Source organism: Streptomyces albiflavescens (assembly GCF_014645835.1).
Taxonomy (GTDB): domain Bacteria; phylum Actinomycetota; class Actinomycetes; order Streptomycetales; family Streptomycetaceae; genus Streptomyces; species Streptomyces albiflavescens.
Window position 1 is genome coordinate 869,089 of record NZ_BMMM01000002.1, and the last position, 17,243, is coordinate 886,331.

Below are 17,243 nucleotides of genomic sequence, written 5' to 3' on the forward strand. Positions count from 1 at the left end.
CGGAGTCCCGGAGACGACGGGGATCCCCCTGTTCGAGCGAAGCCGAGAGCTCGGGGGAGGGTAGGGGCGGAGGGGGTGAAATCCCTGGAGGGCTCCCAACCGTTACCCGCCCATTGCCCGCCCAAGCCCACTATGACTAGCCTGTGTTCGTCATGCCGATCGTCTGTTGAAATTTCGAACACAAGGAGGGGGCCGGTTGTGGGACGCCTCGTACCTGCCGTGACCCGGGCTCTCGACATACTCGAGCTCTTCCTGGACGGGGACGGGACACTCTCCGCCCCCGACATCGTGCGCAAGCTGCAGCTGCCCCGCACCACGGTGCACGAGCTGGTCACCACGCTCGCCGCCCGGTCGTACATCGTCCAGGTGCCCGGCCAGCCGGGACGCTACCGGCTCGGTGTACGTCCGTACCAGCTCGGCAGCCGCTACGCCGAGCAGCTGGACCTCGCCGCCGAGGGCCAGCAGGTCGCCCGCTCCGTGGCCGAGACCTGCGACGAGACCGTACATGTGGCCATCCTCGAAGGCACCGACGTCATCTACATCGCGAAGGTCGACTCCACGCACGCCGTGCGCATGGTGTCGGCGGCGGGCCGTCGCCTGCCCGCGCACTGCACCTCCGTCGGCAAGATGCTGCTCGCCTCGCTCCCCGAGCCGGAGCTGACGTCCCGCATCCCCGACAACGCCGAGCTGGTCGCGATGACGCCGAACAGCATCACCGAGCCGGCCGCCCTGCGCGAGGCCCTCGCCGAGATCCGCCGCCGCGGCATCGCCGTGGAGAGCCGCGAGTCCAACCCGGACGTCAGCTGCGTCGCCGCCCCGGTGCGCGACCGTACGGGACAGGTCGTCGCCGCGCTCTCCATCTCCGTACCGATGATCCGTTGGAGCGACGAGCGCCGCGCCGAACTGGAGCAGCTCGCGGTGAAGGGCGCGGCCGAGCTGTCCGAGCGGCTCGGCCACCGGAGCGTCGGATGACGGCCGTCGAGGTCGCCGTACGCGCGTACGCGACCCTCGGTGAGGGCCCGACCTGGGACCCGCACGCACAGCGGCTCATCTGGGTCGACATCCTCGGCTCCCGGCTGCACACGTACGACCCGGTCTCCGGGCGCCGCACGGTCATGGCCACCGAACAGCACGTGGGCGCCGCCAAGCCCCGCGCGGGCGGCGGCCTGGTCGTCAACCTCCGTGACGGAGTGGGGCTCTACGGAGCACCGGGGTCCGGTGAGCCCTTCCGGTGGCTGCACCGGGACCCCGTCCCGGGCCGCCGCGCGAACGACGCGGCGGTCGCTCCCGACGGCTCGCTGTGGTTCGGCACCATGCGCTACGACGAGGCGCCACGTGGCGGTTCGCTGTCCCGGCTCAACCCGGACGGAACCGTACGGACGATCCTCGACGACGTCGCCGTCAGCAACGGCACGGGCTGGAGCCCGGACGGCCGGCTGATGTACTACATCGACTCCCCGACCCGACGGATCGATGTCTTCGACGTGGGCGACGATCAACTGCCCACCGACAGGCGGCCGTTGGCGACCATTGATGACGGTTTCCCCGACGGGCTCACGGTCGACGTCGACGGCTGCGTCTGGGTGGCCCTCTGGGACGGCGGAGCGGTCCGCCGCTACACCCCGGACGGGGTCCTCGACCGCGTGATCGAGCTCCCCGTCCGCCGCCCCACCGCCTGCGCGTTCGGCGGCCCCGACCTGGCCGACCTGTACATCACCACGGCCCGTACGGGCCTGGAGGCGCCGCATCCGCTCTCCGGCTCGGTGCTCGTCGTTCCCGGCGCGGGGAAAGGCCTTCCGGGGCCCGCGTTCGCGGGCTAGCAACTCCTGCGAAGTCCCTGCCCAGTCGTCGGTCGACGGCTGGGCGGGGACTTTCGATTTTTGCGCAAACCATTGACGAGTAAGCGCTTCCTATCTACGGTCCCGTTCGAAGTTGCGATCATCTATCGAAATCTCGAACAGTGAGGGCGGGGAATGGGACTACCTGGCCTGAATCGAAGGCAACTCCTGGCCGGAGTGGGTGGGTTGACGGTCGCGGGCAGTCTGGGCTTCGCCGCGCTCGGCACCGGCGCGGACGCGCTCGCGTCCAGCGCCCGGACCCGGGTGCGGTACTGGAACCTCTTCAGCGGCGGCGACGGCGCCAATCAGGTCGCGATGGTGGACGCCTTCCGCACGGCGCATCCGGATGTCGCCGTCAAGGCCTCCACGCTGACCTGGGGCGGCCCGTACTACACCAAGCTCGCCATGGCCGCGGCCGGCAACCGGGCACCGGACCTCGCCGTCATGCACCAGGGCCGCGTGCCGGGCTTCGCGCCCGGCCGTCTGCTGGACCCCTGGGACATGGACCTGCTCACCAAGTACGGCGTGAAGGAAGCCGACTTCAACCCGGTGCTGTGGCAGCGCGGCATCGTCGACGGCAAGCTGTACGCGCTGCCCCTCGACATCCACGTCCAGCTGAACTTCTACCGCAAGGACGTCTGCGAGAAGGCGGGCCTGCTCGACGCCGACGGGAAGCTGCCCTCCGCCGGCTCCACCGACGAGTGGTTCGAGATCCTCAAGTCGGCCAAGAAGCAGCTGAGGAACGGCGTGCAGACCCTCGGCCTGCACGCCAACGACCAGAACTTCGCCTGGTGGTTCTTCGTCGCCTTCTACCAGCAGCTCGGCGGCTCCTACTTCAACGACGACCAGACCGACGTCACCTTCGACACCGACAAGGCCACCCAGGTCCTGGAGTTCTTCCGCAAGCACGTCACCGACGGGTACGTCACCGTGGGCGCGGCGGACGGCGAGGCCTTCATCGCCGGGTCGCCGTTCACCTGGGAGGGGAACTGGTCGGTGCCGTACTTCAACGGCGAGAAGGTCGGCTACGGCGCCCAGCCGCTGCCCCCCGTCTTCGGCACACCGGCCACTCACGCCGAGTCGCACTCCTTCGTGCTGCCCCACCAGTCCGACCGCGGCGGCGCCGCCAACGAGGGCGCGCACATGCTGGCCGCCTACATGATCAAGCACGCCACCGCCTGGGCGGGCGGCGGTCACGTACCGGCGTACCTGCCCACCTTCGAGGACCCGGCGTACCTCAAGCTCAGCCCGCAGAGCGAGTACTCCAAGCCGGCCATGGAACACCCCGCCACCGAACCCCACATCTGGTTCGCCGGCTCCACGGGCATCCTCGCCCAGCGCATCGGCCCGGTCGTCGCCGCCTCCAACCTCGGCTCCGCCAAGCCGGATGCCGCGGCCCGCCGTATGAAGTCCGGACTGGAACAGCTACTCGCGATGAAGAACCCGATGGATGGCAGGACGGCCGCCCAAGAGCTGAAGGGAGCCGGCGCATGAGCAGCGTGAGCAGCACGACAACCGCGGTCGCGCCCGCCACCACCCTGCGGCCCCGCACGGCCACCGCCGCGGAGTCCGCCCGGGCGCGCTGGGGGCGCCGGTTCCAGCACGGCGGCTGGTTCGTCGCCCCGTTCTTCGTCATGTACGGGCTCTTCGTCATCGTGCCCGTCGTCCGCGGCCTGTACCTCAGCCTCACGGACGCCAACATCTCCGGCGACCACACCAGCTTCGTGGGCCTCGCCAACTACCGCGAGGCCCTCAAGGACGATCTCGTCTGGTCCTCGCTGTGGCACAGCGTCAAGTTCACGATGTACGTGGTGCCCTGCATCATCGTCGTGGCGCTGCTGATGGCGCTGATCGCGCACCACGCCGTGCACTTCAAGTGGCTGTGGCGGCTGTGCTTCTTCGCGCCGTTCCTGCTGCCGTCGGCCGTGGTCGGCAACCTGTGGTGGTGGCTGTTCCAGCCCACCAACGGCATGGTCAACCACGTGCTCGGCCTGGACACCCCGTGGCTGGCACAGAAGTCCACCGCGATGACGGCGGTCGTCATCGCGACCCTGTGGTGGACGGTCGGCTTCTCCTTCCTCCTCTATCTGGCCGCCCTGCAGAACATTCCCCAACATCTTTACGAAGCAGCCGAGTTGGACGGCGCGAACGCCTTCAAGCGCCTGCTGCACATCACCGTGCCGAACCTGCGGAACATCACCGGTCTGGTTCTCGCCCTGCAGATCCTCGCCTCGCTCCAGGTCTTCGACCAGGTCGTCGTCATGTACCAGTTCGGCCCGGGACCCGAGGAATCGACCCGCACCTTCGTCCAGTACACCCTCGAACAGGGCTTCACCAGCTACCGCGTGGGCTACGCCTCCGCGATCTCCTTCATCCTGTTCCTCATCATCGCCGTGGTCGCGCTCGGACGGATGTGGCTGCTGCGCAACCGCGAGGAGGCCGCCCGATGACCGCACCGACTCCCGTAATGCGCAAGTCCCGCAGTACCTGGACACCCGCGCAGATCGCCCTGACCGTCGTCGCCGCGGCCCTCTCCCTGATCTGGGTGTCCCCGCTCGTCTGGGCGCTGTCGACCTCGCTGAAGACTCCCACCGAGTCGGTGACGTCCCCGCACTGGATCCCGAAGGACTTCACCCTCGACTCCTGGAAGAGCGTCTTCGAGGCCGGCAACATCCCCAACTGGTTCGTGAACTCGCTCGTGGTGTCGGTCTGCGTCACCTTCATCGTGATGCTCGTCGCCTCGCTCGCCGCGTACGGCTTCGCACGCACCGAGTTCCGCGGCAAGTCAGCCCTGATGGCGCTGACGATGGCGGGCCTGATGTTCTCCCCGGCGATCCTCGGCGTACCGCTGTTCACGACCGTGCAGTCGCTCGGGATGGTCGACACCTACTGGGGCATGATCCTGCCGCAGTGCGCGCCCGCGGCGATGGTCTACATCCTCTACAAGTTCTTCCAGTCGCTGCCACGCGAGCTGGAGGAGGCAGCGTTCATCGACGGCGCGGGCCGCTGGCGGATCTTCTTCACCATCGTGCTGCCGCTGTCGAAGCCCTCCCTCTCGGCGGTCGGGATCTTCACCTTCATCGCCTCGTGGAACAACTTCCTGTGGCCGTACATGGTGACCAACAACCCCGACCTGATGACCATGCCGAACGGCATCGCCACCGTGCAGAACGCCTTCGGCATCGTCTGGCCGAAGCTCATGGCGGGCGGCCTGATCGCCGGACTCCCGCTGATCATCGTGTTCGTCTTCTTCCAGAGCCAGATCGTGCGAGGCGTGGCCCACACAGGTCTGGCAGGTCAGTAACTCATCGCAGGAGGTACTGAATTGAAGCGTCTCAGACTCGCGGCCCTGCTGGCCGCGGCCGCCCTCGCCGTGCTGCCGGGCACGGCCCGGGCGGACGTCACCTACCCCGACCCGGTGCCCATCACCGGCCAGCAGATCATCCACGACCCCACGGTCATCCACCTCAAGTCCGGTGGATACGTGGCCTATTCGACGGGCGGGATCATCGGCGCGCGTCTCTCCAAGGACCGTGTCCAGTGGGACGACGCGGGCAACGCCTTCGCCACGCACCCGAGTTGGTGGTACGAGTACAACTCGACCGGCGATCCCTGGGCCCCCGACATCTCCTACCGCGACGGCCGCTACTGGCTCTACTACGCCGTCTCCTCCTGGGGCACCAACCACTCCGCGATCGGCGTCGCCACCTCCCCGACCGGCCTGCCCGGCACCTGGACCGACCACGGCAAGGTCTTCACCTCCGAGAGGACCGACACCTGGAACGCCATCGACCCGGCCGTGACCAGGGCCGACGGCAAGCTGTGGATGGCCTTCGGCTCGTACTGGACCGGCATCCGCATGGTCGAGTTGGACCCGAGGACCGGTAAGGCCGTCGAGGGCGCCACCGTCCACCACCTGGCGACCCGCCCGGACGCGCCGTACGCGGTCGAGGGCCCGTACGTGGTCAAGCACGGTCGCCACTACTACCTCTTCGCTTCGTACGACGCGTGCTGCGCGGGGGTGAACTCCACCTACAAGATCAGGGTCGGCCGGTCGACGAGCGTCACCGGCCCGTACGTCGACAGCACCGGTACGCCGATGCTGGAGGGCGGCGGAGACCTCCTCCTCGCCGGACACGGCCGCTTCGTCGGTACCGGTGGCGAGTCGGTGTTCCGCGACGGGGGCCAGGACTGGCTGGCGTACCACTACTACGACGCAGACGACAACGGCACGCCCAAGCTGGGCCTGAACAGGCTGAGCTGGCACAAGAACGGCTGGCCCGGGGTGCGTTAGGGGCGCGGGGCCGCATCCAAGTGCGGCTCCGCCGCGTGGGCACGACCAGCCCCCACAGCCGGCGATCAGCCCCCGGCGCCGGCAGACAGAACCGAACCTCGAAAGGACACCATGCGCACCGCCCGCTTCGCCCTCGACCCCGCCTTCACTGTCGGTGAGGTCAACCCCCGTCTCTTCGGATCCTTCGTCGAACACCTCGGCCGCTGCGTCTACACCGGCATCTTCGAGCCCGGCCACCCCTCGGCCGACGAGGCGGGTCTCCGCACGGACGTGCTGGACCTGGTCCGCGAACTCGGCGTCACCACGATCCGCTACCCCGGCGGCAACTTCGTCTCCGGCTACAACTGGGAGGACTCGGTGGGCCCCGCCGAGGACCGCCCCCGCCGCCTCGACCTCGCCTGGCGCTCCACGGAGACCAACCGCTTCGGCCTCTCCGAGTACATCGCCTTCCTGAAGAAGATCGGCCCGCAGGCCGAGCCGATGATGGCCATCAACCTCGGCACGCGCGGTGTCGCCGAGGCGCTGGAACTCCAGGAGTACGCCAACCACCCCTCCGGGACGGCCCGTTCGGACCTGCGAGTGGCGCACGGCGACAAGGACCCGTTCGGCATCAAGCTGTGGTGCCTCGGCAACGAGATGGACGGCCCCTGGCAGACCGGCCACAAGACCGCCGAGGAGTACGGCCGGCTCGCCGCCGAGACCGCCCGCGCGATGCGCCAGATCGAGCCGGACCTCGAACTCGTCGCGTGCGGCTCCTCCGGGCAGTCCATGCCCACCTTCGCCGAGTGGGAGGCGACGGTGCTGGCCGAGACGTATGACCTCGTCGACCACATCTCCCTGCACGCCTACTACGAGGAGACCGACGGCGACCGGGACTCCTTCCTCGCCTCCGCCGTCGACACGGAATCCTTCATCGAGAACGTGGTGGCGACCTGCGACCACATCGGCGCCCGCCTGAAGTCCAAGAAGAAGATCAACCTCTCCTTCGACGAGTGGAACGTCTGGTACCAGAGCCGGCCCAACCCGCACCCCGTCGAGGACTGGCAGGAGGCCCCGCGCATCCTGGAGGACGTCTACTCCGTCACGGACGCGGTCGTCTTCGGCTCCCTGCTCATCGCGCTGCTGCGGCACGCGGACCGGGTCACCGTCGCCTGCCTCGCCCAGCTCGTCAACGTCATCGCGCCGATCATGACGGAGCCGGGGGGCGCGGCCTGGCGGCAGACGACGTTCTTCCCCTTCGCGCAGGCCTCGCAGTACGGGCGCGGCCAGGTTCTCGACGTCCGCGTGGACTCGCCGACGTATGCGACGAAGAAGTACGGCGAGGCGGACCTGCTGCACGCGACCGCGGTGCGCGCCGAGGACGGCTCGGTCACCGTCTTCGCCGTCAACCGGGGCCAGACCGAGCCGCTGCCGCTCGAAGTCGCCCTGAACCGGCTGGGGCTGACGTCGGTCGTCGAGCACAGCGCGCTCGCCGACGCCGACCCGGACGCCACCAACACCGTCGACGACCAGGAGCGGATCACCCCGCACCCCGTCGAGGGAACGGCCCTCCAGGACGGCACGCTGAGCGCCGTCCTGGAGCCGTTGTCCTGGAATGTGATCCGGCTGGTCTAGGACCCGTCCGCCGGACACGGCAATACATCTAGTGCTTCACCGCGCGGCCGGGGGAGTTCACCACCGCCACCGGCACTCCTCCGGCCGCGCTGCCCAACAGTGTCAGTGCTACCTTGCCCGGTCCCGCCGGTGTGGTCCCGTCGGACAGCACCGCGAGGGCCAGTGTGTTGGGCCCCCGTGTGCGCAGCAGCCCGTTCGGCAGGACGAAGGTGTGCTGGGGGCCTACGTCGTTGATGTACTGGCCCATGTTCCAGCCGTTCAGGAAGATCTGGACGCGGTAGGCGCGGGCCGGGTCGTCGGTGAGGGTGAGCCCGATCGAGGCGTCCACGCTCGCGTCGACGGCGAGCCGGAAGTCGGTGCGGTACCAGACGACGCCCTGGCGCCGCTCGTCGCGCGGGAAGTCGACGACCTTCCAGCGGCTGTCGGCGAACCCTGGCAGATGCCAGCCGTGCCGCTCTCCGTACAGCCCTCCGTTGTTGACCGGTCCGCGCACCGGGTCGGGGATCACTTCGCCCCGGATCCGCCAGGTGACCGCCGGGGAGTCGCCCTCGAAGGTCACGGCCGTCAGCCCTCGGGCCACCTTGTGGGTGTCCTTCGCCGCCCCGTCCTCGTCGTGCTGCATACGACGCACAAGAACGGACAGCACGCGCGGCCCCTTCTTCTCCGGGACGGGGAACGTCGCCGTGGCCGACCACGTCCCCAGCCTGACCGTCTTCTTGTCCGGCACCGGCATCCGATGCGTACCCAGCGGCTTTCCGTCCAGCCAGGCCATCAGCAGCCCCTGCGCGCCGGAGATGTAGGAGAAGGACACCGACCCGGCCTTGCCCGCGTCGGTGAAGCGCCCCCGGTACCAGACGTCGCCGTAGTGGTAGCCGTAGTCGTCGGCGAAGAGTACGGGCTGTCCGGCGGGTACGGGGGTGACGCTGTAGGAGGACTTCTTGTTCGCGGCCTTCCAGCCGGAGTCGTCGTAGTCGGCGGCGGACTCCGGGTTCTCGGCGGACCGGCGCCAGTTGGTCAGGGTGGGGAGCAGGACGACGGGTACGCCGGGCAGCCGCTGCTCGACCTGCAGGCTGCCGGACGTGGTGGCCACTGTCTTCAACGTGCCTTGGTTCCAGACGACTTCACTCACGCCGCGCGGCCCCCAGACCTCCAGGTCCGCAGCTTCGATCGTGTCCCCGGTGAGATGCACGGTGGTGCCGCGCAGGGCGGCGGTGCGCAGGAGTGCGGGGCCGCGTACCAGCACCGGACCGGACGGGGTGTCGTGGCGCCACAGCCGTCCGGAGGTCTGGTCGTCGGCGAACAGCAGCAGGAGAGGCGTCGAGATGCCGCCGCCTTGCACCAACACCCGGGTGAGCGAGTTCAGCCGGGCGTCGATCCGCAGGACGCCGTCCGCGTACACGTGCACCGGGTTGCCCTCCAGCACGGTGACCGTCGGCTCGCTCGCGCACTCCAGCGCGGTCCGTGTCGACTCGCCCGTCCGGCCGGTGAACACGGCGATGTCCTGGCGCCCGGCGGCGAGCCACATCATCGGCTGGGCGGTGGAGTAGCGCAGCTTCCGCCGCCCCAGGGTGATTCCGGTGGCGAGCAGCCGGGCGTCGAGGCCGGGGACCGGCACGGGGAGGGTCGTGCCGGCGAGCGGGACGGAGGCGACGGCTTCGGCGGAGGCGTCATTGCGCAGGATGTAGAAGTGCGCCTTCGTGTCCGGGTTGACGAGGTGGTACGCCTTGACGCCGGTGTCGCCGACCGAGATGTCTTCGGCGCGGTCCAGCTTCGCCAGGTCGGGCACGGAGTGCAGGAGCTGCCCGATCTGGTGCATCGGGATCAGCTTCGCGGTGGGCTGCCGGGCCTCGTCGAGGGCGGCACCGTAGTCGTACGAGGTGTAGACGATCGGTGCGGGCAGCCAGCCCCAGGACGTGCCGCCGAAGGTCATGTAGACGTTGTGGACCTTGATGCCGTTGGCGAGGTTGGTGAGGTAGAAGCGCCGCTCGTACGCCGCGTCGCGGGTCCGGCGCGACTCCGCGTACCCCTTGCCGTCGAACTCCACCCCACCCCACGGATCGAACCAGCCGCCCCCGAACTCGGCGATGAGTCCCGGGGTTTCGGGACTCGCGGTCGAGCCGCCCTTCGTCCCGCCGACGCCGAAGTAACCCCAGTCGGGCGGGGGCGCGAACGGCGAGGGATAGCCGTCGAAGCCGTACAGGTAGCGGTCCTTCTCGCCGCCGGTGTCGAAGGTCCCCGGGGCCCAGTGCCCGTTCCTGCCCTTGTCGTTGTGGAAGAGCGGCACGTCGATGCCGTCCCTGCGGACCTTGGTGTACAGGTGGGTCATGTAGTCGCGGCCGAGGGGGCTGCTGACGTTGTTCGCGTACTCGTTCTCCAGCTGGTAGAGGACGATCGTGCCGCCGCCCTTGGTGTAGAGGTGCTTCGCGGCGATCCGGTCGACGGCGGTCAGCCACTCGTCGACGTACTTCAGATAGGTCGGGTCGGAGGTGCGGGCCGTGCCCTGGGTGACGGTCAGCCAGCCGGGGAAGCCGCCCGCGTCCACCTCGGCGTTGATGTACGGGCCCGGCCGCAGGATGACGTACAGGCCGGTCTCGGCGGCCGTGCGCAGGAACAGGTCGAGGTCGCGGACGCCGGTGAAGTCGTACTTCCCCGGCGCGGGGGAGTGGTAGTTCCACGACACGTAGATGCTGATCGTGTTGTAGCCGTGGGCGCGCAGCTTCTCCAGCACGTCCCGCCACAGCGAAGGGCTGGGCAGACGGAAGGGGTGGACCTCGCCGGACCACAGCACGAGGCGCTTGCCGTCGATCAGCATCGAGTAGCGGTCGAAGCCGACGGTGTGTGCCTTGCCGTCGGCCGAGGGAGGTCCGGGCGCGGGTCCGGTGGGAGCGACGGGCGCCCTTCCGGCGGCGCACGCCATTTCGCTCCCGCTGCCGCTCAGCGAGAAGCCGAGCGCGGCGGTGCCGGCGAGTGCGCTGAAGGTACGTCTGCTCAACACCATGTGGGGTCCTCCCGGGGACAGCGATGGGGGTCCCCCCTGTTCGAGCGAAGCCGAGAACTTGGGGGAGAGTGCGGCCATTGTCCACAGCGATACCTCCCACAATGGTCATATGAGGATCTCGGCGCGGGCGGATTACGCGGTACGGGCGGCACTGGAGCTGGCCGTACGGCAGGACGGCGGCCCGGTGAAGGCGGAGGTCATCGCCCTCGCGCAGAACATTCCGCACAAGTTTCTGGAGGGAATCCTCGGCGATCTCCGGCGCGGCGGCCTCGTCACCAGTAGGCGCGGCGGCGGTGGGGGTTACCGGCTCGCCCGTGCCGCCGAGGCGATCACTGTCGCGGACGTCATCCGAACGGTGGACGGCCCGATCGTCTCCGTGCGCGGCGAACGGCCTACCCGACTCGCGTACACCGGCCCCGCCGAGCCCCTGCTCCCCCTCTGGGTCGCGGTCCGCGCCAACGTGCGGAAGATCCTGGAGGGCGTCACGCCGGCGGACATCGCGGAGGACGCGCTGCCGGAGCCCGTGCGGGAGCCGGCGGGCTGCTGAACTGGAGCAGTGGGTGGCCCGTCGCGTACTGACCTTCCCGAGACGGGACCTAGCCCGCCTGGCCGTACAGCATGGCGCCCACGGCCGGCCAGCCGGTGGGCTGCTGCGGCTGGGGCTGCGGTTCCGGCTGGGTGCGGCCCCGGACCTGGGCGGCGGTCAGGCCTCCCTGGGCGCCCAGCGAGGCGGCGTTCGTCATTCCGGGCATGCCTGCCTGGGCGACGGGCTGGAGACCCTGGGCCTGGGCCGCGGCGGGCATCGCCGGCGCGGGTGCCGAACCCGGGGCCAGGCCCGGCATCGCCCCGGGTGCCTGGGCCGCGGCAGGCGCCGGCCAGGTGGTGGGCTGCGGGGCGGCGGGCTGCGGCGTGGGGGACGGGAAGTTCGACACCGCCGCGGGCTGCGGGGACGAGAAGTTCGACACGGCCGCCGGCTGCTGCGGGACGGGGAAGTTCGACACCTGCGCGGGCTGCGCGGCGGGCAGGCTCGGCATCGGTCCGGGCTGTGCCGCCGCGGGCCCCGGCCACGCGTTCGCCTGTGCGGCCAGGCCCTGCATGCCCGCCCCGTTCGTGGCGCTGACCAGGCGGTCCACCGCCGCCGTACCCGAGCTGTAGCTGGTCCCTGTGCTCAGCTCGGGTACGGCGGCTCCCCTCCTGGTCCCGTAGAGCACCTGTTCCAGGCCGGACACCAGGCGACGCACGTCCACCTGGGGGCGCACCACGAGTCTCAGGAAGCGGCTGGACGAACCGATCTTGTTGCCGCACTCGCGGACCAGGATCCGGTGCTCGGTCAGCAGCCGGTCCCGGACCACGGTGCCTTCGGCGCCCACGGGGAGGCGCACGAAGAGGAAGTTGCCCTGGGACGGGTAGACGGTGAGACCGGGCAGTGCGGACAGCTGGCGGGCCATGTCGAGCCGGTCCCGGCGGACCATGTGCAGGCTCTCCATGTACTCGGCGCCGTGCTCCTTGAGCATGAACACCACGGTCTCGGCGAAGGAGTTGAGGTTCCACTTGGGCAGCATGGAACGGACCCGGCCGGCCAGGGCCGGGTTGGCGACCAGATAGCCGAAGCGGATGCCGTGCAGGCCGAAGTTCTTGCCGAGGCTGCGCAGCACGATGACGTTGGGCCGCATCACCGCGTCCTCGACCACGCTCGGTTCGGATTCGGCGTCGGCGAACTCCAGGAACGACTCGTCGATGACGATCAGGTCCAGGTCCGCCATCGCGTCCATGAACTGGATGACCGACTGGCGGGGGAGGAAGCCGCCGTCGGGGTTGTTCGGGTTGCAGATCACGGCGACACGCGAGCCGCGGGCGCGGATGAACTCGGCGTACTTGGCGAGGTCGAGGGCGAATCCGGTGGACTCCTGGAGCGGGAACATGTCGACCCGCTTGCCGGTCTCCATCGGCTGGTCGGTCCAGCGGCCGAAGGTGGGCACGGGTATCGCGAGGGACTCCCGGACCAGCAAGTGGTCGATCCAGGTGATGAGTTCGGTGGATCCGTTGCCCATCGCGACGCACTGCGGCGGCAGCTGGAGCAGCGAGCACAGCTCGGCGGTGATGGTGTCGGCGCTGCTCGGGTAGTACGTGATGATCTCGCGCAGCCGGCCCGCCAGCTCGTCGAACATCGCGGGTGTGGGGAAGTACGGATTGCACGGGATGCAGAAGTCCACGGGGCCGGCCCCGTCGCCCTCTCGCGTCAGCGCGGCCATCGACGGGCTGTGCGCCGCAGTGCCGCGAAAGAGCGAGGTGACATTGCCGGCCATGGAACCTCCGTTTGGGCGGGCCCGTTGGGACGGACGGGCCCTCCGTCTTTGGGTGGCCCGTGCGGGGGAGCACGGGCCGCCCTCTCATACGGATACGGAGGTGGCGCTGTTCAACTCGTGTGCATTCAGTGTGGGTTCGCTTCGCGGGGCAACCGGAGGCCCCGCGAAGCCGTCGAGGGCCTCAGGCGCTGAACGAGTGCACCGTCGTGCTGCGGTACGTCTCGCCCGGCCGCAGGACCGTCGAGGGGAACTTCGGCTGGTTCGGCGAGTCCGGGAAGTGCTGCGTCTCCAGGCACAGCGCGTCGCCCTGCCGGTAGATGTGGCCGCCGGTGCCGACGAGGGTGCCGTCGAGGAAGTTCCCGGAGTAGAACTGCAGGCCCGGCTGGTCGGTGGCGATCTTCAGGGTGCGGCCGGAGGACGGGTCGCGCAGGGTGGCGATGTGCTCGGGCTTCGCCGTGATGCCCTTGTCGAGCACCCAGTTGTGGTCGATGCCCTTGCCGTACAGCAGCTGCTGGTTGGCGACCCGGATGTCGGCGCCGACCGTCTTGGTGTGGCGGAAGTCGAAGGGGGTGCCCGCGACCTTGGCCAGCTCGCCGGTGGGGATCAGGCCCGAGTCGACGGGCGTGTAGCGGGAGGCGGCGATCTTCAGCTCATGGTCGTAGATCGAGCCGCTGCCCTCGCCCGCCAGGTTCCAGTAGACGTGGCTGGTGAGGTTGACGACGGTGGCCTTGTCGGTGGTGGCCTCGTAGTCGATGCGCCAGTCGCCGTGCCGGGTGAGGGTGTAGGTGACCTTCGCCTTGAGCGTGCCGGGGTAGCCCATCTCGCCGTCGACGCTGGTGTAGTGCAGCACGAGGCCGACGTCGGAGCCGGAGGTGAAGCCCTCCACGTCCCAGACGTGCTTGTCGAAGCCCTTGGCGCCACCGTGCAGACTGTTGACGCCGTCGTTGACGGACAGCTGGTAGCTCTTGCCGTCGAGGGTGAACTGCCCCTTGGCTATGCGGTTGCCGTAGCGGCCGATCAGCGCGCCGAAGTACGGGGTCTTGGCGACGTAGTCCTCGATGTTGTCGAAGCCCAGGGAGACGTTCTTGTACCGGCCGTGGCGGTCCGGGATCTCCAAGGACTGGACGACGCCGCCCCACGACAGGACCTTCAGGCGCGTGCCGCCGTTCTCCAGCGACCAGCGGTAGACCTTCGTCCCGTCGGCGAGCTTGCCGAAGAGCTCCTTCGCCGGCTTTCTGCCTCCCGCGGCGTGTGCCGTTCCCCCGAGCGTGGTCGCGGCGATGCCCGCGGCCGCGGCTCCTGCGATGACCGTGCGTCTGTTCAGTTCCATTTGCGGCTCCCGTAAAGGGTGGGGCCCCGCCTTCGTGGCGGGGCCCAGCTGACTTACGAACCGGACTTGCGCTTGTTCCACACGTCGAAGCCGACCGCCGCCAACAGGGCCAGGCCCTTGATGACCTGCTGCCAGTCGGTGCCGACGCTGAGAAGGTTCATGCCGTTGTTCAGCACGCCGAGGACGAGACCACCGATGATCGCGCCGAGGACGGTACCCACGCCGCCGCTCATGGACGCGCCACCGATGAACGACGAGGCGATGGCTTCGAGTTCGAAGTTCAAGCCCGCCTTCGGCGAGGCCGCGTTGAGGCGGGCGGCGACCACCAGACCCGCGAGGGCCGCGAGCACGCCCATGTTCAGGAAGACGTAGAAGGTGACCTTCTTGTCCTTGACGCCGGACAGCTTCGCCGCCGGCAGGTTGCCGCCGATCGCGTAGATGTGGCGGCCGAACACCGCGTTGCGCATGACGTAGCCGTAGCCGACCACCAGCACACCGAGGATGATCAGCACGGTCGGCGCGCCCTTGTAGCTGGCGAGCAGCATCGTGACGACCAGGATCGCGGCGACGATGGCGACGAGCTTGAGCAGGAAGATGTTCTTCGGGAGCACATCCAGCGAGAACTCCTGCTGCCGCTTGCGGTCGCGCACCTCCTGCAGAACCGCGAAGACGATCAGGGCGAGGCCCAGCAGCAACGTGATGTTGTGGTAGTTGGTGTCCGGGCCGGCCTCCGGCAGGAAGCCGTTGCCCATCTTCTGCAGCCCGTCCGGGAACGGGCCGAGGGTCTGGCCCTTCAGCAGGATCTCGGTGAGGCCGCGGAAGAGCAGCATGCCGGCGAGGGTGACGATGAACGACGGTATGCCGAGATACGCGATCAGAAAGCCCTGCACCGAGCCCGCGACCGCGCCCACCACCAGGCACAGCACCAGGGCGAGCGGCCACGCGATACTGTGCTGCACCATCAGTACGGCCGCGAACGCGCCGATGAACGCGGTCAGTGAGCCGACCGACAGGTCGATGTGGCCCGCGATGATCACCAGCATCATGCCGATCGCGAGGATCAGGATGTAGCTGTTCTGCAGCACCAGGTTGGAGACGTTGCGCGGCAGCAGCAGGTCGCCGTCGGTCCACACCGCGAAGAGGGCGACGATCAGGCCGAGGGCGATCAGCATGCCGTACTGGCGCATGTTGCGGCGCAGGCCGTCCAGCATCAGCTGCAGCAGGCCGCCGCCCGCGGCCGCGCCCCCGCTCTTCCCGGGCGGCGCCGGGGCCGGGGTCTTGGCGGTTACATCCGTGCTCATCGGGATACCTCTTTGTCCTTCGTCATCTGGCGCATCAGCACTTCCTGCGTGGCCTCGGCCCGCGGGACCTCGCCCGTGAGCCGCCCGGCGGCCATGGTGTAGATGCGGTCGCACATGCCGAGCAGCTCGGGCAGCTCGGAGGAGATGAAGACGACCGCCTTGCCCTCGGCGGCCAGCTGGTCGATGACCGTGTAGATCTCGTACTTGGCGCCCACGTCGATACCGCGGGTGGGCTCGTCCAGGATCAGCACCTCCGGACCCGCGAAGATCCACTTGCTGAGGACGACCTTCTGCTGGTTGCCGCCGGACAGCTTGCCCACCGGCTCGAAGACGGTCGGCGCCTTGATGTTCATGGACGTGCGGTAGCGCTCGGCGACCTGCCGCTCCTCGTGCTCGTCGACCACACCGCGCTTCGCGACCTTGTTCAGGGCGGTCAGTGAGATGTTGCGGTTGATGGTGTCGATGAGGTTGAGGCCGTAGTGCTTGCGGTCCTCGGTGACGTACGCGATGCCGTGCCCGACCGCCTCGGCGACGGTCTTCGTACGGATCTCCTTGCCGTCCTTGAGGACCGAGCCGCCCGCGTACCGGCCGTAGGTGCGCCCGAAGACACTCATCGCCAGTTCGGTGCGGCCGGCGCCCATCAGGCCCGCGATGCCGACGATCTCCCCGCGCCGTACGCTGATCGACACGTCGTCGACCACCTTGCGCTGCTGGTCGATCGGGTGGTGGACCGTCCAGTTGCGGATCTCCAGGGCCGCTGCCGCGCCCACCTCTCCCTCGTACGCGGTGCGCTCGGGGAAGCGGTGGTCGAGGTCGCGGCCGACCATGCCGGAGATGATCCGGTCCTCGGTGGTCTCCGGCGCCTTCACGTCGAGAGTCTCGATGGACCGCCCGTCGCGCAGGATCGTCACCGAGTCGGCGACCCTGCGGATCTCGTTCAGCTTGTGGGAGATGATGATCGAGGTGATGCCCTGCTTCTTCAACTCCAGGATGAGATCGAGGAGTTTGCCGCTGTCCTCGTCGTTCAGAGCCGCGGTCGGCTCATCCAGGATGAGCAGCTTCACCTTCTTCGACAGCGCCTTCGCGATCTCCACGAGCTGCTGCTTGCCCACGCCGATGTCGGCGACGCGGGTCTCGGGGTGATCTTCCAGACCGACCCGGCGCAGCAGCTCGGTGGCGTGCCGCAGGGTCTCGTTCCAGTTGATGAGCCCGCCCTTGGCGTGCTCGTTGCCGAGGAAGATGTTCTCCGCGAGGGAGAGGAACGGCACCAGCGCCAGCTCCTGGTGGATGATGACGATGCCGTGGTGCTCGCTCGCCCGGATGTCCTTGAAGCTGCAGACCTCTCCCTCGAAGAGGATCTCACCCTCGTAACTGCCGTGCGGATGGACGCCGGAGAGCACCTTCATCAAGGTGGACTTCCCGGCGCCGTTCTCACCGCAGATGGCGTGGACCTCGCCCTGGCGGACGGTCAGTGTGACGTCCGACAGCGCCTTGACGCCGGGAAAGGTCTTGACGATCGAGCGCATTTCCAGGACGGGTCCCGCCATGGTCGTGCCTTCCAA

At 68.9% G+C, this 17,243-nt stretch carries 13 protein-coding genes; 8 read left to right on the forward strand and 5 right to left on the reverse strand.

The genetic code is table 11. The features are described from left to right. The first annotated feature begins 198 nt into the window (after positions 1 to 198). The 7 genes from IEY95_RS08730 to arfA all read left to right on the forward strand — a co-directional run bounded on the left by IEY95_RS08730 (position 199) and on the right by arfA (position 7,746). Positions 199 to 972, forward strand: a complete 774-nt coding sequence (locus IEY95_RS08730; RefSeq protein WP_189185281.1) for an IclR family transcriptional regulator — start codon at positions 199 to 201, stop codon at positions 970 to 972. Continuing rightward, positions 969 to 1,820, forward strand: coding sequence for an SMP-30/gluconolactonase/LRE family protein (locus tag IEY95_RS08735; protein WP_189185282.1), 852 nt, complete (start codon positions 969 to 971; stop codon positions 1,818 to 1,820). Before IEY95_RS08730 ends, IEY95_RS08735 begins: the two co-directional genes overlap by 4 nt. Positions 1,821 to 1,973: 153 nt before the next feature. Next, complete coding sequence (locus IEY95_RS08740; RefSeq protein ID WP_189185283.1) at positions 1,974 to 3,332, forward strand: extracellular solute-binding protein; 1,359 nt, start codon at positions 1,974 to 1,976, stop codon at positions 3,330 to 3,332. Next, entirely contained in the window at positions 3,329 to 4,288 is a 960-nt protein-coding gene (locus IEY95_RS08745; RefSeq protein WP_189185284.1) for a carbohydrate ABC transporter permease, read from the forward strand. The genes IEY95_RS08740 and IEY95_RS08745 overlap by 4 nt, the downstream gene beginning before the upstream one ends. Next, positions 4,285 to 5,142 carry a carbohydrate ABC transporter permease gene (locus IEY95_RS08750; RefSeq protein WP_189185285.1) on the forward strand — a complete coding sequence of 286 codons (858 nt, stop codon included), beginning with the start codon at positions 4,285 to 4,287 and terminating at the stop codon, positions 5,140 to 5,142. The genes IEY95_RS08745 and IEY95_RS08750 overlap by 4 nt, the downstream gene beginning before the upstream one ends. A gap of 21 nt (positions 5,143 to 5,163) precedes the next feature. Next, complete coding sequence (locus IEY95_RS08755; protein ID WP_189185286.1) at positions 5,164 to 6,132, forward strand: arabinan endo-1,5-alpha-L-arabinosidase; 969 nt, start codon at positions 5,164 to 5,166, stop codon at positions 6,130 to 6,132. A 111-nt stretch (positions 6,133 to 6,243) separates the two neighbouring features. Then, complete coding sequence (arfA, locus tag IEY95_RS08760) at positions 6,244 to 7,746, forward strand: arabinosylfuranosidase ArfA (RefSeq protein WP_189185287.1); 1,503 nt, start codon at positions 6,244 to 6,246, stop codon at positions 7,744 to 7,746. A 28-nt stretch (positions 7,747 to 7,774) separates the two neighbouring features. On the opposite strand, the gene IEY95_RS08765 is transcribed toward arfA, so the two are convergent. Then, on the reverse strand, positions 7,775 to 10,744 hold the full coding sequence (locus IEY95_RS08765) for a beta-galactosidase (protein ID WP_189185288.1): 2,970 nt from the start codon (positions 10,742 to 10,744) through the stop codon (positions 7,775 to 7,777). A 109-nt stretch (positions 10,745 to 10,853) separates the two neighbouring features. Here IEY95_RS08765 and IEY95_RS08770 point away from each other — a divergent pair, with 109 nt between their 5' ends. Further along, positions 10,854 to 11,291 (forward strand): RrF2 family transcriptional regulator, encoded by a 438-nt coding sequence (locus IEY95_RS08770; protein WP_189185289.1) that lies wholly within the window; start codon positions 10,854 to 10,856, stop codon positions 11,289 to 11,291. A gap of 49 nt (positions 11,292 to 11,340) precedes the next feature. Here IEY95_RS08770 and IEY95_RS08775 read toward each other — a convergent pair whose 3' ends face one another. The 4 genes from IEY95_RS08775 to mmsA form a co-directional block, all read right to left on the reverse strand. Beyond that, positions 11,341 to 13,050 carry a pyridoxal phosphate-dependent aminotransferase gene (locus IEY95_RS08775; RefSeq protein ID WP_189185290.1) on the reverse strand — a complete coding sequence of 570 codons (1,710 nt, stop codon included), beginning with the start codon at positions 13,048 to 13,050 and terminating at the stop codon, positions 11,341 to 11,343. Between the two features lie 181 nt (positions 13,051 to 13,231). Continuing rightward, positions 13,232 to 14,380, reverse strand: coding sequence for an aldose epimerase family protein (locus tag IEY95_RS08780; RefSeq protein WP_189185291.1), 1,149 nt, complete (start codon positions 14,378 to 14,380; stop codon positions 13,232 to 13,234). A gap of 53 nt (positions 14,381 to 14,433) precedes the next feature. Further along, positions 14,434 to 15,681, reverse strand: a complete 1,248-nt coding sequence (gene mmsB, locus IEY95_RS08785) for a multiple monosaccharide ABC transporter permease (protein WP_189185292.1) — start codon at positions 15,679 to 15,681, stop codon at positions 14,434 to 14,436. Continuing rightward, positions 15,678 to 17,228 (reverse strand): multiple monosaccharide ABC transporter ATP-binding protein, encoded by a 1,551-nt coding sequence (gene mmsA, locus IEY95_RS08790; RefSeq protein ID WP_189185293.1) that lies wholly within the window; start codon positions 17,226 to 17,228, stop codon positions 15,678 to 15,680. Before mmsA ends, mmsB begins: the two co-directional genes overlap by 4 nt. Positions 17,229 to 17,243 lie beyond the last annotated feature (15 nt).

Coding starts and splice junctions, on each gene's coding strand:
- IEY95_RS08735 (WP_189185282.1), top strand. CDS start 969: ATGACGGCCGTCGAGGTCGCCGTACGCGCGTACGCGACCCTCGGTGAG.
- IEY95_RS08740 (WP_189185283.1), top strand. CDS start 1,974: ATGGGACTACCTGGCCTGAATCGAAGGCAACTCCTGGCCGGAGTGGGT.
- IEY95_RS08745 (WP_189185284.1), top strand. CDS start 3,329: ATGAGCAGCGTGAGCAGCACGACAACCGCGGTCGCGCCCGCCACCACC.
- IEY95_RS08750 (WP_189185285.1), top strand. CDS start 4,285: ATGACCGCACCGACTCCCGTAATGCGCAAGTCCCGCAGTACCTGGACA.
- arfA (WP_189185287.1), top strand. CDS start 6,244: ATGCGCACCGCCCGCTTCGCCCTCGACCCCGCCTTCACTGTCGGTGAG.
- IEY95_RS08765 (WP_189185288.1), bottom strand. CDS start 10,744: ATGGTGTTGAGCAGACGTACCTTCAGCGCACTCGCCGGCACCGCCGCG.
- IEY95_RS08770 (WP_189185289.1), top strand. CDS start 10,854: ATGAGGATCTCGGCGCGGGCGGATTACGCGGTACGGGCGGCACTGGAG.
- IEY95_RS08775 (WP_189185290.1), bottom strand. CDS start 13,050: ATGGCCGGCAATGTCACCTCGCTCTTTCGCGGCACTGCGGCGCACAGC.
- IEY95_RS08780 (WP_189185291.1), bottom strand. CDS start 14,380: ATGGAACTGAACAGACGCACGGTCATCGCAGGAGCCGCGGCCGCGGGC.
- mmsB (WP_189185292.1), bottom strand. CDS start 15,681: ATGAGCACGGATGTAACCGCCAAGACCCCGGCCCCGGCGCCGCCCGGG.
- mmsA (WP_189185293.1), bottom strand. CDS start 17,228: ATGGCGGGACCCGTCCTGGAAATGCGCTCGATCGTCAAGACCTTTCCC.